At 69.1% G+C, this 26,678-nt stretch carries 21 protein-coding genes and 1 tRNA gene; 19 read left to right on the top strand and 3 right to left on the bottom strand.

Annotated elements, in window-relative coordinates:
* Positions 1-29: 29 nt before the first annotated feature.
* Complete coding sequence (locus ACEY2A_RS00320) at positions 30-1,268, bottom strand: pyridoxal phosphate-dependent aminotransferase (RefSeq protein ID WP_374928910.1); 1,239 nt, start codon at positions 1,266-1,268, stop codon at positions 30-32.
* 168 nt (positions 1,269-1,436) lie between these two features.
* Between ACEY2A_RS00320 and ACEY2A_RS00325 the strand changes: the two genes are divergently transcribed.
* The 5 genes from ACEY2A_RS00325 to rplA all read left to right on the top strand — a co-directional run bounded on the left by ACEY2A_RS00325 (position 1,437) and on the right by rplA (position 4,165).
* Positions 1,437-1,509 (top strand) — tRNA-Trp (locus ACEY2A_RS00325).
* A 42-nt stretch (positions 1,510-1,551) separates the two neighbouring features.
* On the top strand, positions 1,552-1,848 hold the full coding sequence (gene secE, locus ACEY2A_RS00330; RefSeq protein ID WP_374928911.1) for a preprotein translocase subunit SecE: 297 nt from the start codon (positions 1,552-1,554) through the stop codon (positions 1,846-1,848).
* A gap of 117 nt (positions 1,849-1,965) precedes the next feature.
* Positions 1,966-2,799, top strand: coding sequence for a transcription termination/antitermination protein NusG (gene nusG, locus ACEY2A_RS00335; protein WP_374928912.1), 834 nt, complete (start codon positions 1,966-1,968; stop codon positions 2,797-2,799).
* A 134-nt stretch (positions 2,800-2,933) separates the two neighbouring features.
* Positions 2,934-3,365 (top strand): 50S ribosomal protein L11, encoded by a 432-nt coding sequence (gene rplK, locus ACEY2A_RS00340; RefSeq protein ID WP_374928913.1) that lies wholly within the window; start codon positions 2,934-2,936, stop codon positions 3,363-3,365.
* A 107-nt stretch (positions 3,366-3,472) separates the two neighbouring features.
* Complete coding sequence (rplA, locus tag ACEY2A_RS00345; RefSeq protein ID WP_374928914.1) at positions 3,473-4,165, top strand: 50S ribosomal protein L1; 693 nt, start codon at positions 3,473-3,475, stop codon at positions 4,163-4,165.
* Positions 4,166-4,322: 157 nt separating this feature from the next.
* Here the strand turns inward: rplA and ACEY2A_RS00350 are convergent, their stop codons facing one another.
* Both ACEY2A_RS00350 and ACEY2A_RS00355 read right to left on the bottom strand, forming a co-directional pair.
* Positions 4,323-4,988: a hypothetical protein gene (locus tag ACEY2A_RS00350; RefSeq protein WP_374928915.1), complete on the bottom strand. Its 666-nt coding sequence runs from the start codon at positions 4,986-4,988 to the stop codon at positions 4,323-4,325.
* Positions 4,985-5,365: a hypothetical protein gene (locus tag ACEY2A_RS00355; protein WP_374928916.1), complete on the bottom strand. Its 381-nt coding sequence runs from the start codon at positions 5,363-5,365 to the stop codon at positions 4,985-4,987. The genes ACEY2A_RS00350 and ACEY2A_RS00355 overlap by 4 nt, the downstream gene beginning before the upstream one ends.
* Before the next feature lie 386 nt (positions 5,366-5,751).
* Here ACEY2A_RS00355 and rplJ point away from each other — a divergent pair, with 386 nt between their 5' ends.
* From rplJ to rplW, 14 genes are all read left to right on the top strand, one after another.
* Positions 5,752-6,384 (top strand): 50S ribosomal protein L10, encoded by a 633-nt coding sequence (gene rplJ / locus ACEY2A_RS00360; protein ID WP_374928917.1) that lies wholly within the window; start codon positions 5,752-5,754, stop codon positions 6,382-6,384.
* 90 nt (positions 6,385-6,474) lie between these two features.
* A complete protein-coding gene (rplL, locus tag ACEY2A_RS00365) occupies positions 6,475-6,864 on the top strand; it encodes a 50S ribosomal protein L7/L12 (protein ID WP_374928918.1) in 390 nt (129 codons plus the stop codon).
* 128 nt (positions 6,865-6,992) lie between these two features.
* On the top strand, positions 6,993-10,538 hold the full coding sequence (locus ACEY2A_RS00370) for an ATP-binding cassette domain-containing protein (protein WP_374928919.1): 3,546 nt from the start codon (positions 6,993-6,995) through the stop codon (positions 10,536-10,538).
* Positions 10,539-11,072: 534 nt separating this feature from the next.
* The gene (rpoB, locus tag ACEY2A_RS00375; RefSeq protein ID WP_374928920.1) at positions 11,073-14,558 is read left to right on the top strand and encodes a DNA-directed RNA polymerase subunit beta; all 3,486 of its coding nucleotides are present in this window, start codon (positions 11,073-11,075) and stop codon (positions 14,556-14,558) included.
* 50 nt (positions 14,559-14,608) lie between these two features.
* On the top strand, positions 14,609-18,502 hold the full coding sequence (locus tag ACEY2A_RS00380) for a DNA-directed RNA polymerase subunit beta' (protein WP_374928921.1): 3,894 nt from the start codon (positions 14,609-14,611) through the stop codon (positions 18,500-18,502).
* Positions 18,503-18,924: 422 nt separating this feature from the next.
* The gene (gene rpsL, locus ACEY2A_RS00385) at positions 18,925-19,299 is read left to right on the top strand and encodes a 30S ribosomal protein S12 (protein ID WP_070705856.1); all 375 of its coding nucleotides are present in this window, start codon (positions 18,925-18,927) and stop codon (positions 19,297-19,299) included.
* Complete coding sequence (gene rpsG / locus ACEY2A_RS00390) at positions 19,299-19,769, top strand: 30S ribosomal protein S7 (protein WP_015780023.1); 471 nt, start codon at positions 19,299-19,301, stop codon at positions 19,767-19,769. The genes rpsL and rpsG overlap by 1 nt, the downstream gene beginning before the upstream one ends.
* Positions 19,770-19,875: 106 nt before the next feature.
* Positions 19,876-21,984: an elongation factor G gene (gene fusA / locus ACEY2A_RS00395; protein WP_374928922.1), complete on the top strand. Its 2,109-nt coding sequence runs from the start codon at positions 19,876-19,878 to the stop codon at positions 21,982-21,984.
* A 128-nt stretch (positions 21,985-22,112) separates the two neighbouring features.
* The gene (tuf, locus tag ACEY2A_RS00400) at positions 22,113-23,306 is read left to right on the top strand and encodes an elongation factor Tu (RefSeq protein WP_374928923.1); all 1,194 of its coding nucleotides are present in this window, start codon (positions 22,113-22,115) and stop codon (positions 23,304-23,306) included.
* A 114-nt stretch (positions 23,307-23,420) separates the two neighbouring features.
* Complete coding sequence (locus tag ACEY2A_RS00405) at positions 23,421-24,248, top strand: DUF554 domain-containing protein (protein ID WP_374928924.1); 828 nt, start codon at positions 23,421-23,423, stop codon at positions 24,246-24,248.
* Positions 24,249-24,679: 431 nt separating this feature from the next.
* Positions 24,680-24,988, top strand: a complete 309-nt coding sequence (gene rpsJ, locus ACEY2A_RS00410) for a 30S ribosomal protein S10 (RefSeq protein WP_006946210.1) — start codon at positions 24,680-24,682, stop codon at positions 24,986-24,988.
* Positions 24,989-24,996: 8 nt separating this feature from the next.
* Positions 24,997-25,656: a 50S ribosomal protein L3 gene (gene rplC, locus ACEY2A_RS00415; protein ID WP_374928925.1), complete on the top strand. Its 660-nt coding sequence runs from the start codon at positions 24,997-24,999 to the stop codon at positions 25,654-25,656.
* A 1-nt stretch (position 25,657) separates the two neighbouring features.
* Positions 25,658-26,329, top strand: a complete 672-nt coding sequence (rplD, locus tag ACEY2A_RS00420) for a 50S ribosomal protein L4 (protein ID WP_374928926.1) — start codon at positions 25,658-25,660, stop codon at positions 26,327-26,329.
* Positions 26,326-26,649, top strand: coding sequence for a 50S ribosomal protein L23 (gene rplW, locus ACEY2A_RS00425; protein WP_374928927.1), 324 nt, complete (start codon positions 26,326-26,328; stop codon positions 26,647-26,649). The genes rplD and rplW overlap by 4 nt, the downstream gene beginning before the upstream one ends.
* Positions 26,650-26,678 lie beyond the last annotated feature (29 nt).

Below are 26,678 nucleotides of genomic sequence, written 5' to 3' on the forward strand. Positions count from 1 at the left end.
CCCGCCGCCCCGCCGCGCAGGGGAGTGGGTCAGTCGCGGGCCTCGGCCAACAGCTTCTGGATGCGGCCCACGCCCTCGGCCAGGTCCTCGTCGCCGAGGGCGTACGAGAGGCGCAGGTAGCCGGACGGGCCGAACGCCTCGCCGGGCACCACGGCCACCTCGGCCTCGGTGAGGATCAGCTCGGCGAGCTCCAGCGAGGTCTGCGGACGCTGCCCGCGGATCTCCTTGCCCAGCACACCCTTCACGCACGGGTAGGCGTAGAAGGCGCCCTGCGGCATCGGGCACTCCACGCCGTCGATCTCGTTGAGCATCCGCACCATCGTCCGGCGGCGGCGGTCGAAGGCCTCGCCCATGCGGCGCACGTCGTCCAGCCCGCCGGTCAGGGCGGCGATCGCGGCGCGCTGGGAGACGTTCGCCACGTTCGAGGTCGCGTGCGACTGCAGGTTGGTGGCGGCCTTGATGATGTCGGCGGGGCCGGCCATCCAGCCCACGCGCCAGCCCGTCATCGCATAGGTCTTCGCCACCCCGTTCAGCACCACGCAGGTGTCGGCCAGCTCGGGGACGACCACCGGCATCGAGTGGAACTCGGTGTCGCCGTACACGAGGTGCTCATAGATCTCATCGGTGACCACCCAGATGCCGTGCTCCAGGGCCCAGCGACCGATCGCCTCCATCTCGTCGCGGGTGTACACCGCGCCGGTGGGGTTGGAGGGCGAGACGAAGACCAGCGCCTTCGTCCTCTCGGTGCGGGCGGCCTCCAGCTGCTCGACGGTGACCTTGTACTCCTGGGTCTCGTCGGCGAAGACCTCCACCGGCGTGCCACCGGCCAGCGCGATGGACTCCGGGTAGGTGGTCCAGTAGGGCGCGGGCAGGAGCACCTCGTCGTCGGGGTCGATGAGGGCGGCGAAGGTGTTGTAGACCGCCTGCTTGCCGCCGTTGGTCACCAGGATCTGACCAGCGGTCAGCTCCAGCCCGGAGTGGCGGGCGGTCGCCTCGATGATGGCCTGCTTCAGCTCGGGCAGGCCGCCGGCGGCGGTGTACCGGTGGTTGGCGGGGTCCTTGCAGGCCTCGGCGGCGGCCTCCACCACGTGGTCGGGCGTGGGGAAGTCAGGCTCACCGGCGCCGAAGCCGATGACCGGCCGGCCCTGGGCCTTGAGCTCCTTGGCCTTGGCCGTGACGGCGAGCGTCGCGGACTCGGCGATGGCGCCGATCCGGCGGGAGACGCGGGCGGGCTGCTGCGAGGACTGTGCGGGCTGGTCCGTGGTCATGGGCCCATTCTGGCAGCCCCGCGTGAGCGGAGCATGAGGCCACCGTGAGGGCATCGGGGGCACGGCGGCTGGGGCCGGGTGGAAATCCGCCCCGCGACTGCAGTAGAGTGCCCGGTCGGTGCATCGACGCGATGCGCCGCCTCGACGTCCGCCCCACCCGGACGCCGAAGGGCATTAGCTCAATTGGTAGAGCACCGGTCTCCAAAACCGGGGGTTGGGGGTTCGAGTCCCTCATGCCCTGCGCAGTCCGTCCCCGCGGCACCAGCACCTGAAGGAGTCCACCGTGACCGAGCACAGCCCGGCTACTGCCGAGCGCAGCCCGGCCCCGGCCGACCCGAACGCCGAGGTGCCCCTGCGGGAGCGCAAGCCCCGAGGCAACAACCCGGTCTCCCGCTTCTTCAGTGCGATCGTGCTGTTCCTGCAGCAGGTCGTGGACGAGTTGCGGAAGATCGTCCGCCCGACGCGGGACGAGCTCGTGAGCTACACCATCGTCGTGATCGTCTTCGTGGTGGTGCTCATGGCGTTCGTGTTCGGACTCGACCAGGTCTTCTCGCGCCTCATCAGCTTCGTCTTCGGCTGAGACGAGGGCGCGGGCCCCTGAGTGAGGGGCTGCCGCCAGCAGGCCCGCCAGGGTTCGCGGCCGAGGTGGGCGCCGCCCACGGCAATCGGCAACCAGTACACGTGGAGGAAGCAGAGCATGTCCGAGCAGACGCCCGATCCGGCGACCGAGCTCGAGGCCGACCAGGCCGTCGAGGAGGCCACCGTGGCCGATGAGGTCGAGCAGCCCGCGGCTGACGCTGCCCCGCAGGCCGACGAGGCCGCCGAGGGTGAGGACTCCGCCGAGGCCGACTCCGCCGAGGCCCCGTCCGCCGAGGACGCCGGCGAGGACTCCACCCCCACCGCCGAGGACCAGGCCGCCGAGTTCCGCGACATGCTCCGGGGCCAGTTCGGCGACTGGTACGTGCTCCACACCTACGCCGGGTACGAGAAGCGCGTGAAGGCCAATCTCGAGCAGCGCGCCGTCTCCATGAACATGGAGGACTACATCTTCCAGGCCGAGGTGCCCATGGAGACGGTCACCGAGATCAAGAACAACCAGAAGAAGACCGTTGAGCGCGTCCGCATGCCCGGGTACTGCCTGGTGCGCATGGACCTCACGAACTCCTCCTGGGGCACCGTCCGCAACACCCCGGGCGTGACCGGCTTCGTGGGCAACGCCACCGACCCGGTGCCGCTGAGCCTGGACGAGGTGTTCGACATGCTGGCCCCCGACTTCGAGTCGCAGGCCGAGGCCGCCGCGGGCTCGCAGGAGGGCGCCACCACGGTGGAGCCGAAGACCGGCACGCCCCAGATGCCGCTCGTCGACTTCGAGGTCGGCGAGGCCGTCACCGTCATGGAGGGTCCGTTCGAGACCCTTCCTGCCACGATCTCCGAGATCAACGTCGAAGCCCGCAAGGTGCAGGTGCTGGTCTCGATCTTCGGCCGGGAGACCCCGGTCGAGCTCGCGTTCAACCAGGTCGCCAAGATCTGATGCGGCGCGGGGCCTCGTGCCCCGTGTCGTCGACCCCTCGACTCCGATGGGGTCAGCCCCGCCACCGTGCGCGACGGTGGCATGCAACCGGGTCATCGCCCATGGCGTAGGCCCACAACGAAAGAGGTAACCGCATGGCCCCCAAGAAGAAGGTCGCATCCTTCATCAAGCTCCAGATCGAGGCCGGCGCCGCCACCCCGGCGCCCCCGGTCGGTCCGGCGCTCGGTGCTGCCGGTGTGAACATCATGGACTTCGTCAAGGCGTACAACGCTGCGACGGAGAACCAGCGCGGCAACATCATCCCGGTGGAGATCACGGTCTACGAGGACCGCTCCTTCACCTTCATCACCAAGACCCCGCCGGCCGCCCAGCTCATCAAGAAGGCTGCGGGCGTCCCCAAGGGTTCCGGTGAGCCGCACGTGAACAAGGTCGGCAAGATCAGTGACGCCCAGATCGCCGAGATCGCCGAGCTGAAGATGGCCGACCTCAACGCCAACGACCTCGACATGGCCAAGCGCATCATCGCCGGCACCGCCCGTTCCATGGGCATCACCGTCGAGGGCTGAGGCCCCCTGGTCGGTGCACCTGCACCGGCCGCCCCAGTGGTAGGGCCAGCGCTGGCCCGAACGACCACGACTCCCACCCACGTTTCTGACGAATTCTGAGGAGAATCATGAAGCGCAGCAAGAACTACCGCGCCGCAGCGGAGAAGATCGAGGCCGGCAGGGCCTACACCCCGGCCGAGGCGATCGCCCTGGCCCAGGAGATCTCCACCACCAAGTGGGACTCCACCGTGGACATCTCCCTGCGTCTGGGCATCGACCCGCGCAAGGCCGACCAGATGGTCCGCGGCACCGTGAACCTGCCGCACGGCACCGGCAAGACCGCCCGCGTGCTGGTCTTCGCGAACGCCGACAAGGCCGAGGCGGCCCGTGAGGCCGGCGCCGACCACGTGGGCTCCGACGAGCTCATCGAGAAGGTCTCCGGTGGCTGGCTCGACTTCGACGCCGTCGTCGCGACCCCGGACCTCATGGGCAAGGTCGGTCGTCTGGGCAAGGTGCTGGGTCCCCGTGGCCTCATGCCGAACCCGAAGACCGGCACGGTGACCATGGACGTCGCCAAGGCCGTCAACGACATCAAGGGCGGCAAGATCGAGTTCCGCAACGACAAGCACGCCAACGTGCAGTTCATCATCGGCAAGTCGTCCTTCGACACCGAGAAGCTGGTGGACAACTTCAACGCTGCGATGGACGAGATCCTGCGTCTCAAGCCGGCCGCTTCCAAGGGTCGCTACATCACCCGCGCCGTGCTGAGCACGACGATGGGCCCCGGCATCCCGCTGGACATCGCCACCAAGGGCGAGTGATCCGGCCCATCGGGCCCTGTGCCCGGGGGTGACGGAGCGAGTCGTCAGCCCGTCCCACGACCATCGTGGGGCGGGCTGACGCGTGTGTGGGGACCTCCCTCCGATGCGGGGGAGTGTCCCCCGGGTGCCGGGTCGCCCGCCCCGGGGCGGGGGTTTCTCAGAGGGGCCAGGTCTCGTGGGCCTCGGAGGGGCGGATGCTGAGACCACCAACGCTCCCGGCCCGGCCCACCAGCACGTGCGCGACGGGGCGTCCGTGCTCGGCCACGAGCTCGAGGCGGGCCACCAGCGGCAGGGCCTCGGTGCGGGGTGCAGCGCCCTCGGGGGTCAGCACGGCATCGAGCTCCACCCGCTGCACCGTGCCCATCAGGTCGGGGACCTCCTGGGCCAGGGACCCGAGCACCTCGCGCGTGAGCTGGCGCCGGGCGGTGCTGCTGAGGAGTTCCCGTACGGCGCTGAGCTCCCCGGCGAGCAGCTGCTGCACCAGGTGCACTCCCAGCCGGCCGACCTGCTCGGTCAGCGGAGCGTCGTCACCGCCACCGTGCCGGGCCAGCGCGGAGCCCGCCGGGACGGGCCCGGGGGTGGCGGTCTCCCCGCCGAAGCGCTGGGCGGCCCCTTGGCGCGTGACCCCCAACAGGTCCGCGAGCTGCTGCCAGCTGAGCCCGGCACGGCGGGCACGCTGCACCGCATCGGCCAGGCCGGACTCGGCGCGGGTCAGGGCGGCCAGCGCGTTCTGGCGCTCGGCCATCGCGGTGCGCACGGACTCGGAGGCCGCGGCGGGATCGGGGTCCGGCTCAGCGGGGGCGTCGCCCCGTGCGGGTGTCACGCGTCGCTGCCGCGCGGGTCAGCGGGCACGGACAGCGTGGCGCCGAGCATGATCGCGACCACGATGCCGACGATCGCCCCGGAGGAGGGGTGGAAGTCCAGGAGCAGCACCAGGGCCGCACTGGTGGCCGCCCCGGCAGCGATCTGGAGGGCCTTGGGGCGGTCCCACTCGCGGCGCCAGCGGGCGAACAGGGTGCCGGAGAGGCTTCCCGTGCCGGCGAACAGCGGCGCGCACCAGGCACCCATCAGGTAGGCACCGGCGCCGAGGGCGGCCAGGGCCCACCGGGCCAGCCCCTCCTGGTCCGAGAGATCGGCGGTGAGGGCGTGGAGGACCGTCAGGGCCACCAGGACGACGACGGAGACGATGCGGGAGATCATGGCCCCAGCGTTCCGAGCGCAGGTGTCGTTGTCAAGGCGTGTTGACAACGACACTTATGGCCGGTGGTGGGGTCCGCTCCGGCATCGGCGGCATGACGCCGTGGTGCCCGGGCTGATTTGTGCTCACCGGATCTGGTCGGTATTGTTGCTCGGACCAATGACCGCCGGTCGTTGGTGTTCTGCTGTTGCCTCCCGTGAGGCCGCGCGGAGCACCACCGAAGGTTCCGCTCGACGGACGACCCGCGTAGGTGTGAGACGAGTTCCGGTGGAGCCGTCACGCCCTCCCCCAGGAGGTGCCGTGGAGGACTTCCAGGAGTTTGCCCCGTGCCTGCGCACGGGGTTTTTTCGTTCGTGGGGCCCGGCACCACCACTGTAAGGAGGCCCACATGGCGAATCCGGAGAAGGATGCCGTCATCGCCGAGATCGCGACGCAGCTTCGCGACTCGAACGCGGCCGTGCTGACCGAGTACCGCGGGTTGACCGTGTCGCAGATGGCGGAGCTCCGCTCCAAGCTGCGCGGCAACGCGACGTACTCCGTGGTGAAGAACACGCTGACCGCCCGCGCGGCGGCCGAGGTGGGTGTCGACGCGTTCGACGGTCACCTGAGCGGCCCCACCGCCATCGCCTACGTCACCGGTGACCCGGTGGAGGTGGCCAAGGGCCTGCGCGACTTCGCCAAGGAGAACGAGGCCCTGGTCATCAAGGCCGGGCTCGTGGACGGGCAGGCCTACTCGGCCGCCGACCTCGAGAAGCTCGCCAGCCTGGAGAGCCGCGAGACGCTGCTGGCCAAGCTGGCCGGCGCGATGAAGGCTCCGATGGCCAACACCGCCGCGCTGCTCAACGGCGCGCCGGCCCAGATGGCGCGCCTGGCCGAGGCCCTGCGCGCCAAGGTCGAGACCGAGGGTCCGGTGTCCGGTGCCCCCGCCGAGACCGCCGCGGAGGCTCCCGCCGAGGAGACCGCTGCGCAGGACTCCGAGGAGTCCACCACCGACGTCGCCGAGGGTGGCGACGACAACTGATCGCCCGGGCGCCCGCCCAGCGACCAGACCACATCACCAGCCCGGCCTGACCGGGCACGCCACTCACGGCAGCAACGAAAGGAAGCCAACATGGCCAAGCTCACCAACGACGAGCTGATCGATGTCTTCAAGGAGATGACTCTGATCGAGCTCTCCGAGTTCGTGAAGCAGTTCGAGGAGGTCTTCGAGGTCACCGCCGCCGCGCCCGTCGCGGTTGCCGGTGCGGCCCCGGCCGGCGGCGACGCCGGCGGCGACGCGGCCGAGGAGAAGACCGAGTTCGACGTCATCCTCACCGCCGCCGGTGACAAGAAGATCGGCGTCATCAAGGAGGTGCGCGGTCTCACCTCCCTCGGCCTGAAGGAGGCCAAGGACCTGGTGGACGGCGCGCCGAAGCCCGTCCTCGAGGGTGTCTCCAAGGAGGAGGCCGACAAGGCCAAGGAGGCCCTGGAGGGCGCCGGCGCCACCGTCGAGGTCAAGTGATCTGAGGGGGTCATCGACCCCCTTGCACGCAGCGGGTCCCGCCATCTGGTGGGGCCCGCTTCGTCGTGTGCAGGGCGGGGGTGAAAACGGGCTGCAGGTTGTCGGGGGCAGGGCATAGGTTTGCCCCCGTGACCCGGCCCCTGACCCCCTCCTCCCCACCCCTGCCCGTGGACTGGCGGCGGCTGCGCACACCGTGGGTGGGCATCTCGCTGGTGATCCTCGTCGTGGGGGCGATGGGGCAGGCGTGGGGGACCGTCCTGGCCGGCCGCCTCGCGGAGGCGCCGGGTGCGGACCTGCTGGGGTGGCTCGCACTGAGCCTCGTGGGTGGGGTGGCGCTCGACGCGTTGGGTCGCGTGGTCTGGGTGGGCGAGGTCGACCGTGCCGAGGGGGCGCTGCGTCGGGACGTCCTGCGGGCTGCGGTCGACCAGCCCGTGCCGGCCCTGGCTGACCAGGCGGTGGGCGAGCTGCTCGACCGCATCGACGACGACAGTTACGAGATCGGCTCGCTGTGCCGCCTCATCGTCTGGCGGGTGATGGGCACCTTGGCCACCGCTGTGCCGATGTGGGTGATCGCCGGTCTGACCTGGTGGCCGGCCTGGTTCCTCTTCCCGGTGGTGGCGGCCCTCACCCTGGTGGCGATCCTGCCGCTCTTCCCGCGGATCGCCGAGCGCAAGGTGCTCGAGGAGGCGGCGTTCACCGACCACGCCGCTGCGCTGGAGGAGGCCATTGCGGCGCGGGACGACGTGCGCACGAGTCTGGGTCAGCCCTACGTGGTGCGGCGCCTGGCGGAGCTCTCGGCCGTCGTCCACCGGCGCTTCAAGGCCGTGCTGGACCTCGAGATCGCGGTGGTGGTGCGCAGCGGTCTGATCCTGCAGGGCCTGGTGGTCGTCCTGGTGGTGGCCGGGGCCTGGCTGGTGCAGGGCGGGCAGCTGGGGCTGGGCGCCCTGGTCACCCTGTTCCTGGTGAGCAGTCGGTTCGTGGGAGTGATGGCCCAGCTGGCCGAGCAGCTGCCGGAGCTGCAGGCCGGGATGGGGGCGGTCATCCGGTTGCGCCAGATGCTGGCGCTGGAGCCGGAGCCCTCCGGGGGCGAGCCGTTGCCCGAGGGGCCGCTGGGGCTCGAGTTCCGGGAGCTGGACTTCGCCTACGAGGAGGGCTCCTTCGCCCTGCGGGGCGTGGACCTGGAGGTGCCCGCCGGGCAGACCCTCGCCCTGGTGGGGCGCACCGGTTCGGGCAAGACCACTCTGGCCTCGATGGTGTCCCGGGCGGTGGAGCCCCCCAGCGGGTCGCTGCTCGTGGGCGGGGCGGACGCCCGTTCCCTCGACCTTGCGGCGCTGCGGGAGTCGGTGGGCACGGTCACCCAGCGCACGGAGGTCCTGGCCGGCACCCTGGAGGAGAACATCACCCTGTTCGCCGACCTCCCGCACGAGCAGGTGGTGGACGTGGTGGCGGAGCTGGGGCTGCAGGACTGGGTGGCCGGCCTGCCGGAGGGGCTGGACACTCGCCTCGGCCCGGGTGGGGTCACGCTCTCGGCGGGGGAGGAGCAGCTGCTGGCCTTCGCCCGTCTCCTGGCCCGTGACGTGCGGATCGTGGTGCTCGACGAGGCGACCGCGCGGATGGACCCGCTCACCGAGTCGCGGGTGGTGCGGGCCTCCGAGCGCCTCCTGAGCGGGCGCACCGGGGTGCTCGTGGCACACCGACTGTCCACCATCGAGCGAGCCGACCTGGTGGCGGTGCTCGATGCGGGGCGCGTCGTCCAGTTCGGCACCCACGCCCAGCTCTCCCGGAGCCCCGGACGGTTCTCCGACCTGCTGACCGCAGCCGGGCGTCACGAGCCGGGGCGGGCTGGCGCGGTCGAGTCGGCCACTCCCGCGCCCGGTGCCCCCGGAGCAGCGGCGCCGACCGTGGAGCCCGAGGTCGACCACCCGATGAGCGCACTCGGCATCGGGACGGCGCGGCGGATGGGGGAGGTCCCCCCGGACCGTTCGGCCGGCAGCGGCATCTCACTGACCCGTGGCGTCCTACGGGCCCTGGCGGTCCGCCCCGACTGGGGCCTGCTGGCCGTGCCGGTCTTCCTGCTGCTCTCGGTGACCGGGGCCGTGGGGGCCGGAACCGCCTTCGCCTGGGGGCGGATGGTCGAGTCCCTCGGCGCGGGGGAGTCCCCGTGGTGGTGGGTGGTCGCCGTGGTGGTCCTGCTGCTGTCGGCTCCGCCACTGCTCGCCTTCGCCATCAGCCGCTATCCCCGGTGGTGGGTGGAGGTGCTCTTCCGGGTGCGCATGGCGGTGATGGTGGGGCAGACCTCCCAGCGCCGGCTGCCCGGCGACCCCCCGGGAGAGGTCGTGGCCCGTGCCATGGATGCCGAGCGGTACGTCCGCTACGCCGACCGCTGGGTGGACTTCACCAACGGCATGCTCATCGCCGTGTTCACCGCGGTCATCTCGGGCCATCCGACGACGGGGCTGGTGCTGGCGGGCGTGTTGGTGGCCGCCGGGCTCGTCTCGGCGGTGGGCCGTCCGTGGGCCGGGCGGTCGGCCGCACGCGCCTCCCAGCTGCGGGCCGACTTCGGCCGGTCGGTGGTCTCCGCCCTGGAGTCCGTCCGGACGGTGAAGCTCGCCGGCCGCATGCCGCAGGTGACGCGCCACCTGCTGGACGTGGACCACGGCAGGGTCCGGGCCGCGGTGATGGAACACCGGGTGCAGGCCTCCCTGGACGGCATCCCGATGGTGCTTCTCCAGGCCGGGGCGGTGGGCGCCTGGTGGGCGCACCAGCGCGGTTGGTGGGACCTTGCCACGACCCTGCTGGTGGCCAGCACCGTCATGGGCTTCGCCTGGTTCGGACAGGTGGCCGGGGCGATCATCACCGAGGCCCCCGGTACGCGGGCCTGGCAGGTGGCCACGAACCGGATGGCAGGGGGGCGCGACCTGACCCTCCTGCCCGAGGGGGTCGACCTCGTGGCCGGCACCGCCCCGGCCCCCGCGCCGGTGGTGGGTGAGCGGCTGGAGACCCTGGAGCTGCGGGGCGTCGGGGTCTCCCACGACGACGGGACCATCGGTGTGGAGGGCGTGGACCTGCAGGTGCGCCGTGGGGAGCTGGTGCTCCTGCTGGGCCAGGTGGGCTCCGGCAAGTCCAGTCTGCTGCGGGGCCTGGCAGGTCTCGAACACCACACCGGCGAGATCCGGTGGAACGGTCGTCGGGTGGAGGACCCCGACCGCTTCCTGCGTCCGGGGCAGGTGGCCTGGGTGGCTCAGGTGCCCCGGGTGCTCTCGGGTACGTACGCGGACAACATCCGGCTCGGGCACGAGCGTGCCGTGGACGCTGCCATCGACATCTCCCGCATGCAGCCGGACATCGAGGCGGCCGGCGGGGTGGACGCCGTCATCGGGCACCGGGGAGTGCGGCTGTCCGGGGGGCAGGTCCAGCGCCTGGCTCTCGCTCGGGCGCTCGCCGCCGGTGCGGAGCTGGTCCTGGCCGACGACGTCTCCAGCGCCCTGGACGCGCGCACCGAGCTCGAGCTCTGGGGGGCCCTGCAGGAGCGTGGTTCCACGGTGGTGGGTGCCAGCTCCAAGCGGGCGGCGCTGGCGCGGGCGGACCGCGTGGTCGTGCTGGTGGCGGGACGGGTCGTGGCCGTTGGACCCTGGGAGCGCCTGCAGGGGGACTGGGGACACCTCGCGGGATGACCTGCCCCCCCGGGGGGCAGGTCATCCCGGCCGGATCCGGGTGCTGGTCCACACCAGCCGAGCGTGTCGGATTGACCGGGCAGGGTGGCGTGGGGCACAGTTCAAGCGCTTCACGGAGCGTGTGAGGGATCGGGGAGGGTCCTGATGCGGGTCCGGCGCGCAGGGGCCGCGGCGGTGCTCCGTCGTCTGTTGACGTGCCCGGGGCGGGCGTGTACTGTAACCCGTTGCGCTGCCCTTGCCCTCTATCTCTCCTCATGACGCTCGCGCGCCAGATGTTCGCCGGCTCCTCCGCCCCGCGTGTGAGAGGACTTGGCCTCACTGGCAGCACCTGACCAGCACCGCGCCCCCGGGCGTGGCGGACCACAGTCCCGACGACCCGCACTCCATCCCGTGGCCCACGGCAGGAGGACGGTGGATGTCGGGGCCGGGTCCACGCGGAGGTCAGCGAGCAGCAGCTCGTGGGGATGCAGACCGGGGGGTTCGGCCCGCAGCGTGACCGCACCGAACATGCATGGCCTTGAGGAAGGACACTCCTTGGCTGCCTCGCGCACTGCTGACCAGAACGTCTCGACCGCACGCACCGCTTCCGGGCGTCTGTCGTTCTCCCGCATCCACGAGCCCCTCGAGGTCCCGGACCTCCTGGCGCTCCAGACCGAGAGCTTCGACTGGCTCCTCGGCAACGAGGCCTGGCAGGAGCGGGTCGCCGAGGCTTCGGCCGCCGGTCGCAACGACACCTCCACCACGTCCGGTCTGGAGGACATCTTCGAGGAGATCTCCCCCATCGAGGACTTCTCGGAGACCATGTCGCTGAGCTTCTCGGAGCACCGCTTCGAGGAGATCAAGTACACCGAGGAGGAGTGCATCGAGCGGGACATGACCTACTCGGCGCCCCTCTTCGTCACCGCCGAGTTCATGAACGGTGAGACCGGCGAGATCAAGTCGCAGACCGTCTTCATGGGTGACTTCCCGCTGATGACCAAGCGCGGCACCTTCATCATCAACGGCACCGAGCGTGTCGTGGTGTCGCAGATCGTGCGCTCCCCGGGCGTCTACTTCGAGCGCTCCTTCGACCGCGCGACCGACAAGGAGATCTACTCCGCGAAGGTCATCCCCAGCCGTGGTGCGTGGCTGGAGTTCGAGGTCGACAAGAAGGACATGGTCGGCGTCCGGGTGGACCGCAAGCGCAAGCAGTCCGTCACCGTCCTGCTGAAGGCGCTGGGGTGGACCGAGGCGCAGATCCTGGAGGAGTTCGGCCAGTACGAGTCCATCCGCGCGACGCTGGAGAAGGACCACACGGCCAACCAGGACGAGGCCCTGCTGGACATCTACCGCAAGCTGCGTCCGGGTGAGCCGCCGACCGTCGAGGCGGCCCAGAACCTGCTGGACAACCTCTACTTCAACGGCAAGCGCTACGACCTGGCGAAGGTCGGCCGCTACAAGATCAACAAGAAGCTGGGCCTGGACGCCCCGCTGACCGACTCCACGCTGAGCGTGGACGACGTCGTGCGCACCATCAAGTACATCGTCGCGCTGCACGCCGGCGAGACCACGATGGAGGGCGTCCGCCACGGCGAGGCCGTGGACCTGCGCGTCGAGACCGACGACATCGACCACTTCGGCAACCGTCGTCTGCGCACCGTGGGTGAGCTGATCCAGAACCAGGTGCGCACCGGCCTGTCGCGCATGGAGCGCGTCGTCCGGGAGCGCATGACCACCCAGGACGTCGAGGCCATCACGCCCCAGACCCTGATCAACATCCGCCCGGTGGTGGCGGCCATCCGCGAGTTCTTCGGCACCAGCCAGCTCTCGCAGTTCATGGACCAGAACAACCCGCTGGCCGGGCTGACGCACAAGCGTCGTCTCAGCGCGCTGGGCCCCGGCGGTCTGTCCCGTGACCGTGCCGGCATGGAGGTCCGCGACGTCCACCCCTCGCACTACGGCCGCATGTGCCCCATCGAGACGCCGGAAGGCCCCAACATCGGTCTGATCGGTGCCCTGGCCTCCTACGGGCGCATCAACCCCTTCGGCTTCGTGGAGACCCCCTACCGCAAGGTCAAGGGCGGCTACGTCACCGACGACGTGGAGTACCTGACCGCGGACGAGGAGGACGACTTCGTCATCGCGCAGGCCAACGCGCCGCTGACCGAGGACGGCCAGTTCGCCGGTGAGCGCGTGCTGGTGCGCTCCAAGGGCGGCGAGGTCGAGTTCGTGCCGCGCGACGAGGTCCACTACATGGACGTCTCGCCGCGCCAGATGGTGTCCGCCGCCACGGCGATGATCCCCTTCCTCGAGCACGACGACGCCAACCGTGCCCTCATGGGCGCGAACATGCAGCGCCAGGGTGTGCCGCTGGTGAAGGCCGAGGCCCCGCTGGTGGGCACCGGCATCGAGTACCGCGCCGCACTGGACACCGGTGACGTGGTGCGTGCCGAGAAGGCGGGTGTGATCCAGTCGGTCTCCGCTGACCTGGTCACCGCCCAGAACGACGACGGCACCTACCAGAGCTACCGCATCGACAAGTTCAACCGCTCCAACCAGGGCACCTGCTACAACCAGCGGGTCGTCGTGGCAGCGGGCGACCACGTCGAGAAGGGCCAGCTCATTGCCGACGGGCCGTCCACCGACAACGGTGAGATGGCGCTGGGCAAGAACCTGCTGGTCGCCTTCATGCCGTGGGAGGGCTACAACTACGAGGACGCGATCATCCTGTCGCAGCGCCTCGTGCAGGACGACACCCTCTCCTCGATCCACATCGAGGAGCACGAGATCGACGCCCGCGACACCAAGCTGGGCCCGGAGGAGATCACGCGGGACATCCCGAACGTCTCCGACGAGGTGCTGGCCGACCTGGACGAGCGCGGCATCATCCGCATCGGTGCCGAGGTCCGCGACGGCGACCTGCTGGTCGGCAAGGTCACGCCCAAGGGTGAGACCGAGCTGACCCCCGAGGAGCGCCTGCTGCGCGCCATCTTCGGTGAGAAGGCCCGCGAGGTGCGTGACACCTCCATGAAGGTCCCGCACGGTGAGACCGGCACGGTCATCGGGGTCAAGGTCTTCGACCGCGAGGAGGGCGACGAGCTGCCCCCGGGCGTGAACCAGATGGTGCGCGTCTACGTGGCGAACAAGCGCAAGATCACCGATGGTGACAAGCTCGCCGGCCGCCACGGCAACAAGGGCGTCATCTCCAAGATCCTGCCCGTGGAGGACATGCCCTTCCTGCCCGACGGCACCCCGGTGGACGTCGTGCTGAACCCGCTGGGTGTTCCCAGCCGCATGAACGTCGGCCAGGTGCTCGAGCTGCACCTCGGCTGGGCCGCTGCGAACGGCTGGAAGATCGAGGGCTCGCCCGAGTGGGCCGAGAACCTCGCCGAGGAGCACCGCGAGGCCGGCCCGTGGACCCGCGTGGCCACCCCGGTGTTCGACGGCGCCCGCGAGGAGGAGATCACGGGTCTGCTCGACTCGACGATCCCCTCGCGCGACGGGCAGCGCCTCATCGACGGCTCGGGCAAGGCCCAGCTGTTCGACGGCCGTACCGGTGAGCCGTACCCGGACCCGGTGTCGGTGGGCTACATGTACATCCTCAAGCTCCACCACCTGGTGGACGAGAAGATCCACGCCCGCTCGACCGGCCCGTACTCGATGATCACGCAGCAGCCGCTGGGCGGTAAGGCCCAGTTCGGTGGCCAGCGCTTCGGTGAGATGGAGGTGTGGGCCCTGGAGGCCTACGGCGCCGCCTACGCACTGCAGGAGCTGCTGACCATCAAGTCGGATGACGTGACCGGACGCGTGAAGGTCTACGAGTCCATCGTCAAGGGCGAGAACGTCCCGGAGCCCGGCATCCCCGAGTCCTTCAAGGTGCTCATCAAGGAGATGCAGTCCCTGTGCCTGAACGTCGAGGTGCTCTCGACCGACGGCCAGAACATCGACCTGCGAGAGCAGGACCAGGAGGTCTTCCGCGCGGCGGAGGAGCTCGGCATCGACCTGAGCCGGCGCGAGCCGAGCTCGGTCGAAGAGGTCTGAGAAGACCCGAGCAACCCCTCTAGCCCCCGGAACACGAGAGAAGGACATCTGTGCTCGACGTCAACTTCTTCGACGAGCTTCGCATCGGCCAGGCAACGGCCGAGGACATCCGCCAGTGGAGCCACGGCGAGGTCAAGAAGCCCGAGACCATCAACTACCGCACCCTGAAGCCCGAGAAGGACGGACTCTTCTGCGAGAAGATCTTCGGCCCCACCCGGGACTGGGAGTGCTACTGCGGCAAGTACAAGCGCGTCCGCTTCAAGGGCATCATCTGTGAGCGCTGTGGCGTCGAGGTGACCCGCTCGGCCGTGCGCCGTGAGCGCATGGGCCACATCGAGCTGGCCGCCCCGGTCACGCACATCTGGTACTTCAAGGGTGTGCCCAGCCGTCTGGGCTACCTGCTGGACCTGGCGCCGAAGGACCTCGAGAAGGTCATCTACTTCGCGGCCTACGTCATCACCTCGGTGGACGAGGAGGGGCGTCACAACGACCTGCCCTCCCTCGAGGCCGAGATCCAGACCGAGATCAAGGCGGCCGAGAACCGCCGCGACGCCGACGTCGAGGCCCGGGCCAAGAAGCTCGAGTCCGACATCGCCGAGCTGGAGGCCGAGGGCGCCAAGTCCGACGCCAAGCGCAAGGTGCGCGACTCCGCGGAGCGCGAGATGAACCAGATCCGCAAGCGTGCCGACCAGCAGATCGAGCGCGTGGAGCAGGTCTGGGACCGCTTCAAGAACCTCAAGGTCCAGGACCTCGAGGGTGACGAGATGCTGTACCGCGAGATGCGTGACCGCTTCGGCATGTACTTCGAGGGCGGCATGGGCGCCGCGGCCCTGCAGAAGCTGCTGCAGGACTTCGACCTCGAGGCCGAGGCCGAGAAGCTGCGCGAGATCATCGCCACCGGCAAGGGCCAGAAGAAGACCCGCGCCCTGAAGCGCCTGAAGGTCGTCACGGCCTTCCTGACCACGGACAACGAGCCGCAGGGCATGGTCCTGGACGCCGTCCCGGTGATCCCGCCGGACCTGCGACCGATGGTCCAGCTGGACGGTGGCCGCTTCGCGACCTCCGACCTGAACGACCTGTACCGCCGCGTCATCAACCGCAACAACCGCCTCAAGCGCCTGTTGGACCTCGGTGCCCCCGAGATCATCATCAACAACGAGAAGCGGATGCTGCAGGAGTCGGTGGACTCGCTGTTCGACAACGGCCGTCGCGGTCGTCCGGTGACCGGTCCGGGCAACCGTCCGCTGAAGTCGCTGTCCGACATGCTCAAGGGCAAGCAGGGGCGCTTCCGTCAGAACCTGCTGGGCAAGCGCGTGGACTACTCGGGCCGTTCGGTCATCGTGGTGGGCCCGCAGCTGAAGCTGCACCAGTGCGGTCTACCAAAGCAGATGGCCCTGGAGCTCTTCAAGCCGTTCGTGATGAAGCGCCTGGTCGACCTCGACCACGCACAGAACATCAAGTCGGCCAAGCGCATGGTCGAGCGTCAGAACCCGATGGTGTGGGACGTGCTCGAGGAGGTCATCACCGAGCACCCGGTGCTGCTGAACCGTGCACCCACGCTGCACCGTCTCGGCATCCAGGCGTTCGAGCCGCAGCTGATCGAGGGCAAGGCCATCCAGATCCACCCGCTGGTCTGCACCGCCTTCAACGCGGACTTCGACGGTGACCAGATGGCCGTGCACGTGCCGCTGTCCGCCGAGGCGCAGGCCGAGGCCCGCATCCTGATGCTGTCGAGCAACAACATCCTGAAGCCGGCCGACGGCCGTCCGGTGACCATGCCCACCCAGGACATGATCATCGGCCTGTACCACCTCACCTCCCAGGACCTCGGCACCGAGGACACCGCGGTGGAGGACCTGCGCCACTTCTCGAGCCAGGCCGAGGCCCGCATGGCCTTCGACCGGGGCGAGATCGGCCTGGGCACCCCGGTGGTCATGCGTCTGCCGCACGTCGTGCCGCCGGCCGACTTCGACGGCGAGGTGGAGCTCGACGACAAGGGCTACGCCCCGGTCCTCACCCTGCGCACCACGCTGGGTCGGGCGATCTTCAACGAGTCCCTGCCGGAGAACTTCCCGTTCGTGAACAACCCGGTGGACAAGAAGGTCCTGTCCAACATCATCAACGCCCTGGCCGAGCGCTACGACAAGGTCGACGTCGCCGCCTCGCTGGACGCGCTGAAGGAGAACGGCTTCTACTGGGCGTCCCGCTCGGGCACGACCGTGGCCATCTCCGACGTCGTGGTGCCGGACAACAAGTCCGAGATCCTCGAGGGGTACGAGACCAAGGCCGCCAAGGTCCAGGTCCAGTACGAGCGTGGTCTGATCACCGACGACGAGCGCCGGCAGGAGCTCATCGAGATCTGGACGCAGGCGACCAACGAGGTCGCGAAGGTCATGGAGGCCAACTTCCCGGCCGACAACCCGATCTACCGCATGGTCACCTCGGGTGCCCGTGGTAACTGGTTCCAGCTGCGTCAGATCGCCGGAATGCGTGGCCTGATGGCCAACCCGAAGGGTGAGATCATCCCGCGTCCGATCAAGGCCTCGTTCCGCGAGGGCCTGACGGTGCTGGAGTTCTTCATCTCCACGCACGGTGCCCGCAAGGGTCTGGCCGACACCGCCCTGCGTACCGCCGACTCGGGTTACCTGACCCGTCGTCTGGTGGACGTCTCGCAGGACGTCATCGTCCGCGAGGCCGACTGCGGTACCGGCCGGGGCGTGCAGGTGACCATTGGTCACCGCGGCGCCGACGGCACGGTCGTCGTGGACGACGAGGTCGAGTCGAGCGCCTACGCGCGCACCGTCGCCGAGGACGTCGAGGCCGATGGGGCGACCGTGGCCCGGGCCGGTGACGACCTGGGTGACGTGCTCATCGAGCAGCTCGTCGCCGCGGGCGTCGACAAGGTCAAGGTCCGTTCGGTGCTCACCTGTGAGTCGTCGGTCGGCACCTGTGCCAAGTGCTACGGCCGCTCGCTGGCCACCGGTCAGCTGGTGGACATCGGTGAGGCCGTCGGCATCGTCGCCGCGCAGTCCATCGGTGAGCCCGGTACCCAGCTGACGATGCGTACCTTCCACACCGGTGGTGTGGCCGGTGACGACATCACGCAGGGTCTGCCGCGTGTGGTCGAGCTGTTCGAGGCCCGCACCCCCAAGGGTGTGGCCCCGATCGCTGAGGCCGCCGGTCGCATCCGCATCGAGGAGGCGGACAAGCAGCGCCGCATCATCCTGGTGCCGGACGACGGCACCGAGGAGCACGCCTACCTCGTCGGCAAGCGCGCCCGCGTGCTGGTCGAGGAGGGCCAGGCGGTCGAGGCCGGCCAGCAGCTGGTCATGGGTGCCGTGGACCCCAAGCAGGTCCTGCGCATCCTCGGCCCGCGTGCCGTGCAGCAGCACCTGGTGGACGAGGTCCAGGGCGTGTACCGCCAGCAGGGTGTGTCCATCCACCAGAAGCACATCGAGGTCATCGTGCGGCAGATGCTGCGTCGCATCACCATCATCGAGGAGGGTGAGACGCACCTCCTGGCCGGTGACCTGGTGGAGCGTTCCCGCTTCGAGACCGAGAACCGCCGTGTGGTGGCCGAGGGTGGCAAGCCCGCCTCCGGTCGTCCCGAGCTGATGGGCATCACCAAGGCCTCGCTGGCCACGGAGTCCTGGCTGTCGGCCGCCTCCTTCCAGGAGACGACCCGCGTCCTCACCGAGGCCGCGATGCACGGCAAGGGCGACCCGCTGCTGGGCCTGAAGGAGAACGTCATCCTCGGAAAGCTCATCCCGGCCGGTACCGGGCTGCAGCGCTACCGCAACGTGACGGTGGAGCCCACCGAGGAGGCCAAGGCCCAGGCGTACTCGATGACCGACTTCGAGAGCTTCGACTTCTCGGCGTTCGGCGAGGGCACCGGCGAGGCCGTCCGCCTCGACGAGGTCGACACCGGCGACTACCGCTGGTGACCGCGGCCTGACGGCCATCGGTCGTCGGCCAGCTGCGCAGGGCCCACTCGCCACCGCGGGTGGGCCCTGCGGCGTCCCCGGGAGCGTGCCTCCCGCGCGGGCCGATGGGGGCGCTCGGCTCGATTTGGCGCCATCCCGTGCTTGTCCTAGACTCATCGATTGGCGTGGGTCCATCTCGCGTCACCTCTGCCGGGCAGCCGAGCCGCCCGCGCACCGGTTGGTCGACCGGAGTCCCCTCGGGGCCCGGGGCCGATTCGCAGCGTGCGGGGCACGGAAGTGCAGGTGGGGGAGCGTGCGACTCACCTCGGGTGGTCGTTCCGCGTGCGGAGCCCAGGGCTCCCGCGTGACCCCAGCCCGTCCGTTGCACGACTGATCCAGGAGCCGCGTCTGCGGCGACAACGACGAAACACGGAGTTTCATCAGTGCCTACCATCAACCAGCTGGTCCGCAAGGGCCGCCGGGACAAGGTCAAGAAGTTTGACGCCCCGGCCCTGAAGGGCTCGCCCCAGCGTCGTGGCGTGTGCACCCGCGTGTACACGACCACCCCGAAGAAGCCGAACTCGGCCCTCCGCAAGGTCGCGCGTGTGCGCCTGACCAGCGGCATCGAGGTCACGGCCTACATCCCCGGCGTCGGCCACAACCTGCAGGAGCACTCCATCGTGCTCGTGCGCGGCGGCGGCGTGAAGGACCTCCCGGGTGTCCGCTACAAGATCATCCGCGGTGCCCTCGACGCCCAGGGCGTCAAGGACCGCAACCAGGCTCGTTCGCACTACGGCGCCAAGAAGGAGAAGAAGTAATGCCTCGTAAGGGCCCCGCTCCCAAGCGTCCGTTGGCCGTCGACCCGGTGCACGGGTCGCAGCTGGTCACCCAGCTGGTGAACAAGATCCTGCTGGACGGCAAGAAGTCCGTCGCCGAGTCCATCGTCTACGGCGCCCTCGAGGGCGTCCAGGAGAAGACCGGCACCGACCCCGTCCAGACCCTGAAGCGCGCGCTGGACAACATCCGTCCCGCCCTCGAGGTGAAGTCGCGCCGCGTCGGTGGTGCCACCTACCAGGTGCCGATCGAGGTCAAGCCCGGTCGCGCCACCACGCTGTCCCTGCGCTGGCTCGTGGGCTACGCCCGCCAGCGTCGTGAGAAGACGATGACCGAGCGCCTCATGAACGAGATCCTCGACGCCTCCAACGGCCTGGGTGCCGCGGTGAAGCGTCGCGAGGACACGCACAAGATGGCCGAGGCCAACAAGGCGTTCGCGCACTACCGCTGGTGACCTCGTGGTCACCGGGGGGCCACCCGCCACCCGGTGACCACCGTCCCGGCGCCTGCACCCCGCAGGCCACCCTGATCAAGCACACACTCGAGCGAGAAGAGAGACCGTGGCACAGGACGTCCTCACGGACCTCAAGCAGGTCCGCAACATCGGCATCATGGCGCACATCGATGCCGGAAAGACCACGACCACCGAGCGCATCCTGTTCTACACGGGTGTGAACCACAAGATGGGTGAGACCCACGACGGTGCGTCGACGACCGACTGGATGGAGCAGGAGAAGGAGCGGGGCATCACCATCACCTCCGCTGCTGTCACCTCCTTCTGGAAGGGCACGCAGATCAACCTGATCGACACGCCCGGCCACGTCGACTTCACGGTCGAGGTGGAGCGCAACCTCCGCGTCCTGGACGGCGCTGTCGCCGTCTTCGACGGCAAGGAGGGTGTCGAGCCCCAGTCCGAGACCGTGTGGCGTCAGGCCGACAAGTACGGCGTGCCCCGCATGTGCTTCATCAACAAGATGGACAAGATGGGCGCGGACTTCTACTACTCCGTGCAGACCATGGTGGACCGTCTCGGTGCGAACCCGCTGGTGATGCAGCTCCCCATCGGTGCCGAGAGCGACTTCATCGGCATGGTCGACCTCGTGAGCATGAAGGCGTTCACCTGGTCGAAGGAGACCCCGCTGGGTGAGGCCTACGAGATCGAGGAGATCCCGGCCGACCTGCAGGACAAGGCGGACGAGTACCGTGCGGCCCTGGTCGAGAAGGTCGCCGAGTCCGATGAGGCGCTGCTGGAGAAGTACCTGGGCGGGGAGGACCTCACCGAGGACGAGATCCGCGCCGGTGTGCGTACCCTCACCCTCGCGGGCGAGGTCAACCCCGTGTTCTGTGGCACCGCCTTCAAGAACAAGGGTGTGCAGCCCCTGCTGGACGCCGTCGTGGCCTACCTGCCGTCGCCGGTGGACCTGCCTCCGATCGAGGGGCACCTGCCCAGCGACGAGGAGACCGAGGTCCTGCGCAAGCCCTCCGCGGACGAGCCCTTCGCTGCGCTGGCGTTCAAGATCGCCACGCACCCCTTCTTCGGCACGCTGACCTACATCCGCGTGTACTCCGGTGAGATCACGTCCGGCTCGGCCGTGCTCAACGCCACCAAGGGCAAGAAGGAGCGTCTGGGCAAGCTGTTCCAGATGCACGCCAACAAGGAGAACCCGGTCGAGAAGGTGTCCGCTGGGCACATCTACGCCGTCATCGGTCTCAAGGACACCACCACCGGTGACACGCTGTCGTCGCCGGAGAACCCGGTGGTCCTGGAGTCCATGACCTTCCCGGCGCCGGTGATCCACGTGGCCATCGAGCCGAAGACGAAGGGTGACCAGGAGAAGCTCTCCACGGCCATCCAGAAGCTGGCCGAGGAGGACCCCACCTTCACCGTGAACCTCGACGAGGACACGGGCCAGACCGTCATCGGCGGCATGGGCGAGCTCCACCTGGACATCCTGGTGGACCGCATGAAGCGTGAGTTCAAGGTCGAGGCCAATGTGGGTGCCCCGCAGGTCGCCTACCGCGAGACCATCCGCGGCACGGTCGACAAGCTGGACTACACCCACAAGAAGCAGACCGGTGGCTCCGGCCAGTTCGCCAAGGTCCAGCTCAAGTTCGAGCCGCTGGAGCAGGGCGAGGAGGACGCCGCGCTCTACGAGTTCGAGAACGCCGTCACCGGTGGCCGCGTCCCGCGCGAGTACATCCCCTCGGTGGACCAGGGCATCCAGGAGGCCATGCAGCTCGGTGTCCTCGCCGGCTACCCGCTGGTGGGCATCAAGGCCACCCTGCTGGACGGCGCCTACCACGACGTCGACTCCAGCGAGATGGCGTTCAAGATCGCCGGCTCGATGGCGCTCAAGGAGGCTGTCCGCAAGGCCAACCCGGTCCTGCTCGAGCCGATGATGGCCGTCGAGGTGCGTACGCCCGAGGAGTACATGGGTGACGTGATCGGTGACATCAACGCGCGTCGTGGCACCATCCAGTCGATGGAGGACGCCTCGGGCGCCAAGGTCGTCCGCGGCACCGTGCCGCTGTCCGAGATGTTCGGGTACGTCGGTGACCTGCGGTCGAAGACCCAGGGCCGCGCCAACTACTCGATGCAGTTCGACTCCTACGGTGAGGTTCCCAAGAACGTCGCCGAGGAGATCGTGAAGAAGGTTCGTGGCGAGTGACCCGGCACGGGTACACTCTCTGAGCCTGATTCGCACCAGTTCCCAATAATCAGCAATACTCACGCACTGACCACCGCAATCCCGCGGTGACCCCAGCGTGACACCACACGTCCAACAGGAGGACCCCAGTGGCGAAGGCAAAGTTCGAGCGGAGCAAGCCGCACGTCAACATCGGCACCATCGGTCACATCGACCACGGCAAGACGACGCTGACGGCTGCCATCTCCAAGGTTCTGCACGACCGTTACCCGGAGCTCAATGAGGCGTCGCCGTTCGACACGATCGACAAGGCGCCCGAGGAGAAGCAGCGCGGTATCACGATCTCCATCGCGCACATCGAGTACCAGACCGAGGCGCGCCACTACGCGCACGTCGACTGCCCCGGGCACGCCGACTACGTGAAGAACATGATCACCGGTGCCGCCCAGATGGACGGTGCGATCCTCGTGGTCGCCGCGACCGACGGCCCGATGCCGCAGACCAAGGAGCACGTGCTCCTGGCCCGCCAGGTCGGCGTTCCGTACATCGTCGTGGCCCTCAACAAGGCCGACATGGTCGACGACGAGGAGATCATGGAGCTCGTCGAGATGGAGGTCCGCGAGCTGCTGTCCTCCTACGACTTCCCGGGCGACGACGTCCCGGTGGTCCAGGTGTCCGCTCTGAAGGCGCTCGAGGGCGACCAGGAGTGGGGCGACAAGCTCATGGAGCTCATGTCCGCCGTCGACGAGTCCATCCCGGAGCCGGAGCGCGACATCGACAAGCCGTTCCTGATGCCGGTGGAGGACGTCTTCACCATCACCGGTCGTGGCACCGTGGCCACCGGCCGCATCGAGCGCGGTGTGCTCAACGTGAACGACGACGTCGAGATCGTCGGCATCCGCGAGGACAAGCAGACGACCACCGTCACCGGTATCGAGATGTTCCGCAAGCTGCTCGACGAGGGCCGCGCCGGTGAGAACGTCGGTCTGCTGCTCCGCGGCACGAAGCGTGAGGACATCGAGCGCGGGCAGGTCATCTGCAAGCCGGGTTCGATCACCCCGCACAAGAAGTTCGAGGGCTCGGTCTACATCCTGTCGAAGGACGAGGGTGGCCGTCACACCCCGTTCTACGACAACTACCGTCCGCAGTTCTACTTCCGCACCACCGACGTGACCGGTGTGGTGAACCTGCCGGAGGGCACCGAGATGGTCATGCCCGGTGACAACACCGAGATGTCCGTCGAGCTGATCCAGCCCGTCGCCATGGAGGAGGGCCTGAAGTTCGCCATCCGTGAGGGTGGTCGTACGGTCGGCGCCGGCCAGGTCACCAAGATCCTGGACTGATCGAGCGCCCGTGAGGGCACTGTGCCGACGCGGTCAGCCGCGTTGACGAAGGCCTCCGATCCCGCCAGGGGTCGGGGGCCTTCGGCGTGCGCGCCAGTCCGTAGCCTGTGCGCCATGGACGGACTCTTCCCCGGCGCGGGGACCCTGCTCAACGTGCTCGCGGTGCTGGCGGGGTCGTCGGCAGGCATTGCCTTCGGGGCGCGGCTGCCGCAGCGCATCCACGACGTGGTCACCGACGGACTGGGCCTGGTGACGCTGATGATGGCCGGCCTGTCGGTGGTGGCAGTCACCTCTTCGGAGCTCGAGGCTGCCGTGGGGGAGGGCATCCCGGTCCTGCTGGTGCTCGGCGCGCTGTTGATCGGTGGTGTGACCGGGTCCGCGCTGGAGATCGAGCGCCGCATGGAGGGCATGGCAGGGTGGTTGCAGAGGCGCCTCGTGAGGCGGGGGGTCCAGGACGTGCTGGCGGTGCCGGACCAGATGGCGCCGGGGAGGGAGGGCGGCACCGCAGGGGAGGCCAGCCCCGAGGCAACGCCGCAGGAACGCTTCGTGCAGGGATGGACCTCCGCGTCCCTGCTCTTCTGCGTGGGGCCCCTGACGGTGCTCGGCTCGCTGAGCGACGGCCTGGGGCTGGGCATCGAGCAGTTGGCACTCAAGTCCGCCCTGGACTTCTTCGCCGCCCTGGCCTTCGCCTCGGCCTTCGGGGTGGGGGTGGTCTTCTCGGCGGTCTCGGTGCTGGTGGTGCAGGGGCTGCTGACCCTGGTAGGGCTGCTGGCCGGCGAGGTGGTGCCGATGTATGCCGTCGACGTCATGACCGCCGCCGGGGGACTGCTGCTGGTCGGCATCGCGTTCGGACTTCTGCGGGTGCGCACCGTCCCGGTGGGGGACCTCCTGCCCGCCCTGCTGGTGGCCCCCGTGCTCGCCTGGCTGGTCACGCTGGCATGAGACCGCTCGTGCGCTGCACGTCACCTCACCCGGATTTGGCGCCCGGCCCGCTCTGTGCCACACTAGGGAAGTTGCTTGTTGGGCGATGACTCTGCCTGTCCCCACCGCGTGACCAGTGTTTCACCGGCCGGACGTGAGAACCACGATCCCGGACGACCTGGACCGGTCACCGACGCGGACGTAGACCATCGCCTTTCTGGACGAGGCAGGTCCGACCGTGGAGAGTGCTCCACTTCTCGCTGCGGCGGGACGGTCACTGCCCGGCCGGAGCACGAACCCGGTCATCCCGGGGGAGCGGCCACGCCGAACCCCCACCCCGGAACGCCGCCAGCGGTGTGCTGTGCCCCAGGAGGGCGACACACCCGAGTGCGTGGGTCGGGGGATGGCCGCCAAGACCATTAGCGGCACGACGAGAGAGAGTCAACGAACCGATGGCGGGACAGAAGATCCGCATCCGGCTGAAGTCGTATGACCACGAGGTCATCGACTCCTCGGCGCGGAAGATCGTGGACACCGTGACCCGTGCGGGCGCGACCGTAGTGGGCCCTGTGCCCCTGCCGACGGAGAAGAACGTCTTCTGCGTCATCCGGTCCCCGCACAAGTACAAGGACAGCCGAGAGCACTTCGAGATGCGGACGCACAAGCGTCTGATCGACATCGTGGACCCGACCCCCAAGGCCGTGGACTCCCTGATGCGTCTCGACCTGCCGGCTGACGTGAACATCGAGATCAAGCTGTGAGCGCCACGATGACTGAGAACACCATGCAGCGCACCGTCGCCGGCGTTCTGGGCACGAAGCTCGGCATGACCCAGGTCTGGGACGAGGAGAACCGCCTCGTTCCGGTGACGGTCGTGCAGGTCGCCCCGAACGTGGTGACCCAGGTGCGGACCCAGGACACCGACGGCTACGGCGCCGTCCAGATCGCCACCGGCGACATCGACCCCCGCAAGGTCAGCAAGCCCCTGCGCGGTCACTTCGAGAAGGCCGGCGTCACGCCGCGTCGTCACGTGACCGAGCTGCGGACCGCTGACTCGGACTCCTACGAGCTGGGCCAGGAGCTCACCGTGGAGACCTTCGAGAACGGTGCGACCGTCGACGTGACGGGGACCACGAAGGGCAAGGGTTTCGCCGGCGTCATGAAGCGCCACGGGTTCGCCGGTGTCGGTGCCTCCCACGGTGCGCACCGCAACCACCGCAAGCCCGGTTCCATCGGTGGCTGCGCCACCCCCGGTCGCGTCTTCCGCGGCACCCGCATGGCGGGTCGCATGGGCGGCGAGCGTCAGACCACCCAGAACCTCACGATCCACGCCGTGGACGCCGACAAGGGCCTCCTGCTGATCAAGGGTGCCGTCCCCGGTGCCCGTGGCGGCCTGGTCCTCGTGCGCTCCGCCGCGAAGGGAGCCTGACATGCCGACGATCGACATCATCAGCCCCGCTGGCAAGGCCACCGGTTCGGTGGAGCTTCCCGCCGAGATCTTCGACGTGGAGGCCAACGTTCCGCTGATCCACCAGGTGGTCGTGGCCCAGCTGGCCGCTGCCCGCCAGGGCACGCACTCCACCAAGACCCGTGCGGAGGTGCGCGGTGGTGGCCGCAAGCCCTACCGCCAGAAGGGCACCGGTCGCGCCCGCCAGGGCTCGATCCGCGCGCCGCAGTTCGCCGGCGGTGGCATCGTCCACGGCCCGCAGCCGCGCGACTATGCGCAGCGCACCCCCAAGAAGATGAAGGCCGCCGCCCTGCGTGGCGCCCTGTCCGACCGTGCCCGCCACGGCCGCATCCACGTGCTGAGCGCCGTCCTCGAGGGTGACGCGCCCTCGAGCAAGGCGGTCAACGCCCTGCTGCGTGGTCAGACGGAGCGTCGCAACCTGCTGGTCGTGCTGGAGCGCGGTGACGAGCTGTCGCTGCTGAGCCTGCGCAACCTGCAGCACGTGCACGCGCTGTTCGCCGACCAGTTGAACACCTACGACGTCATGTGCGCCGACGACGTGTTCTTCACCGCCGGTGCGCTGGATGCCTTCATCGCCGGTGGCCAGAAGGCCGCTGCCGACACGAACGCTGCGACGCAGGAGGTTGCCCAGTGAGCACCCCGAACAACGAGTCGAGCACCCAGGTCAACAAGGACCCGCGCGACATCCTCTTCGCGCCGGTCGTCTCCGAGAAGTCCTATGCCCTGCTGGACGAGGGCAAGTACACCTTCCTGGTTGACCCGCGTGCCAACAAGACCGAGATCAAGCTGGCCGTCGAGAAGGTCTTCGACGTCAAGGTCGACTCGGTCCACACGATGAACCGCCAGGGCAAGGCCCGCCGGACTCGCTTCGGCATCGGCCGTCGCAAGGACACCAAGCGCGCCATCGTCACGCTCAAGGAAGGCTCGATCGACATCTTCGGCGCCGGCAACTGAGCCGCCGAGAAGTCGACACGAGACACGAG

It is taken from the genome of Kytococcus sedentarius (assembly GCF_041937525.1).
In the GTDB taxonomy this organism is placed as follows: Bacteria; Actinomycetota; Actinomycetes; order Actinomycetales; family Dermatophilaceae; genus Kytococcus; species Kytococcus sedentarius_A.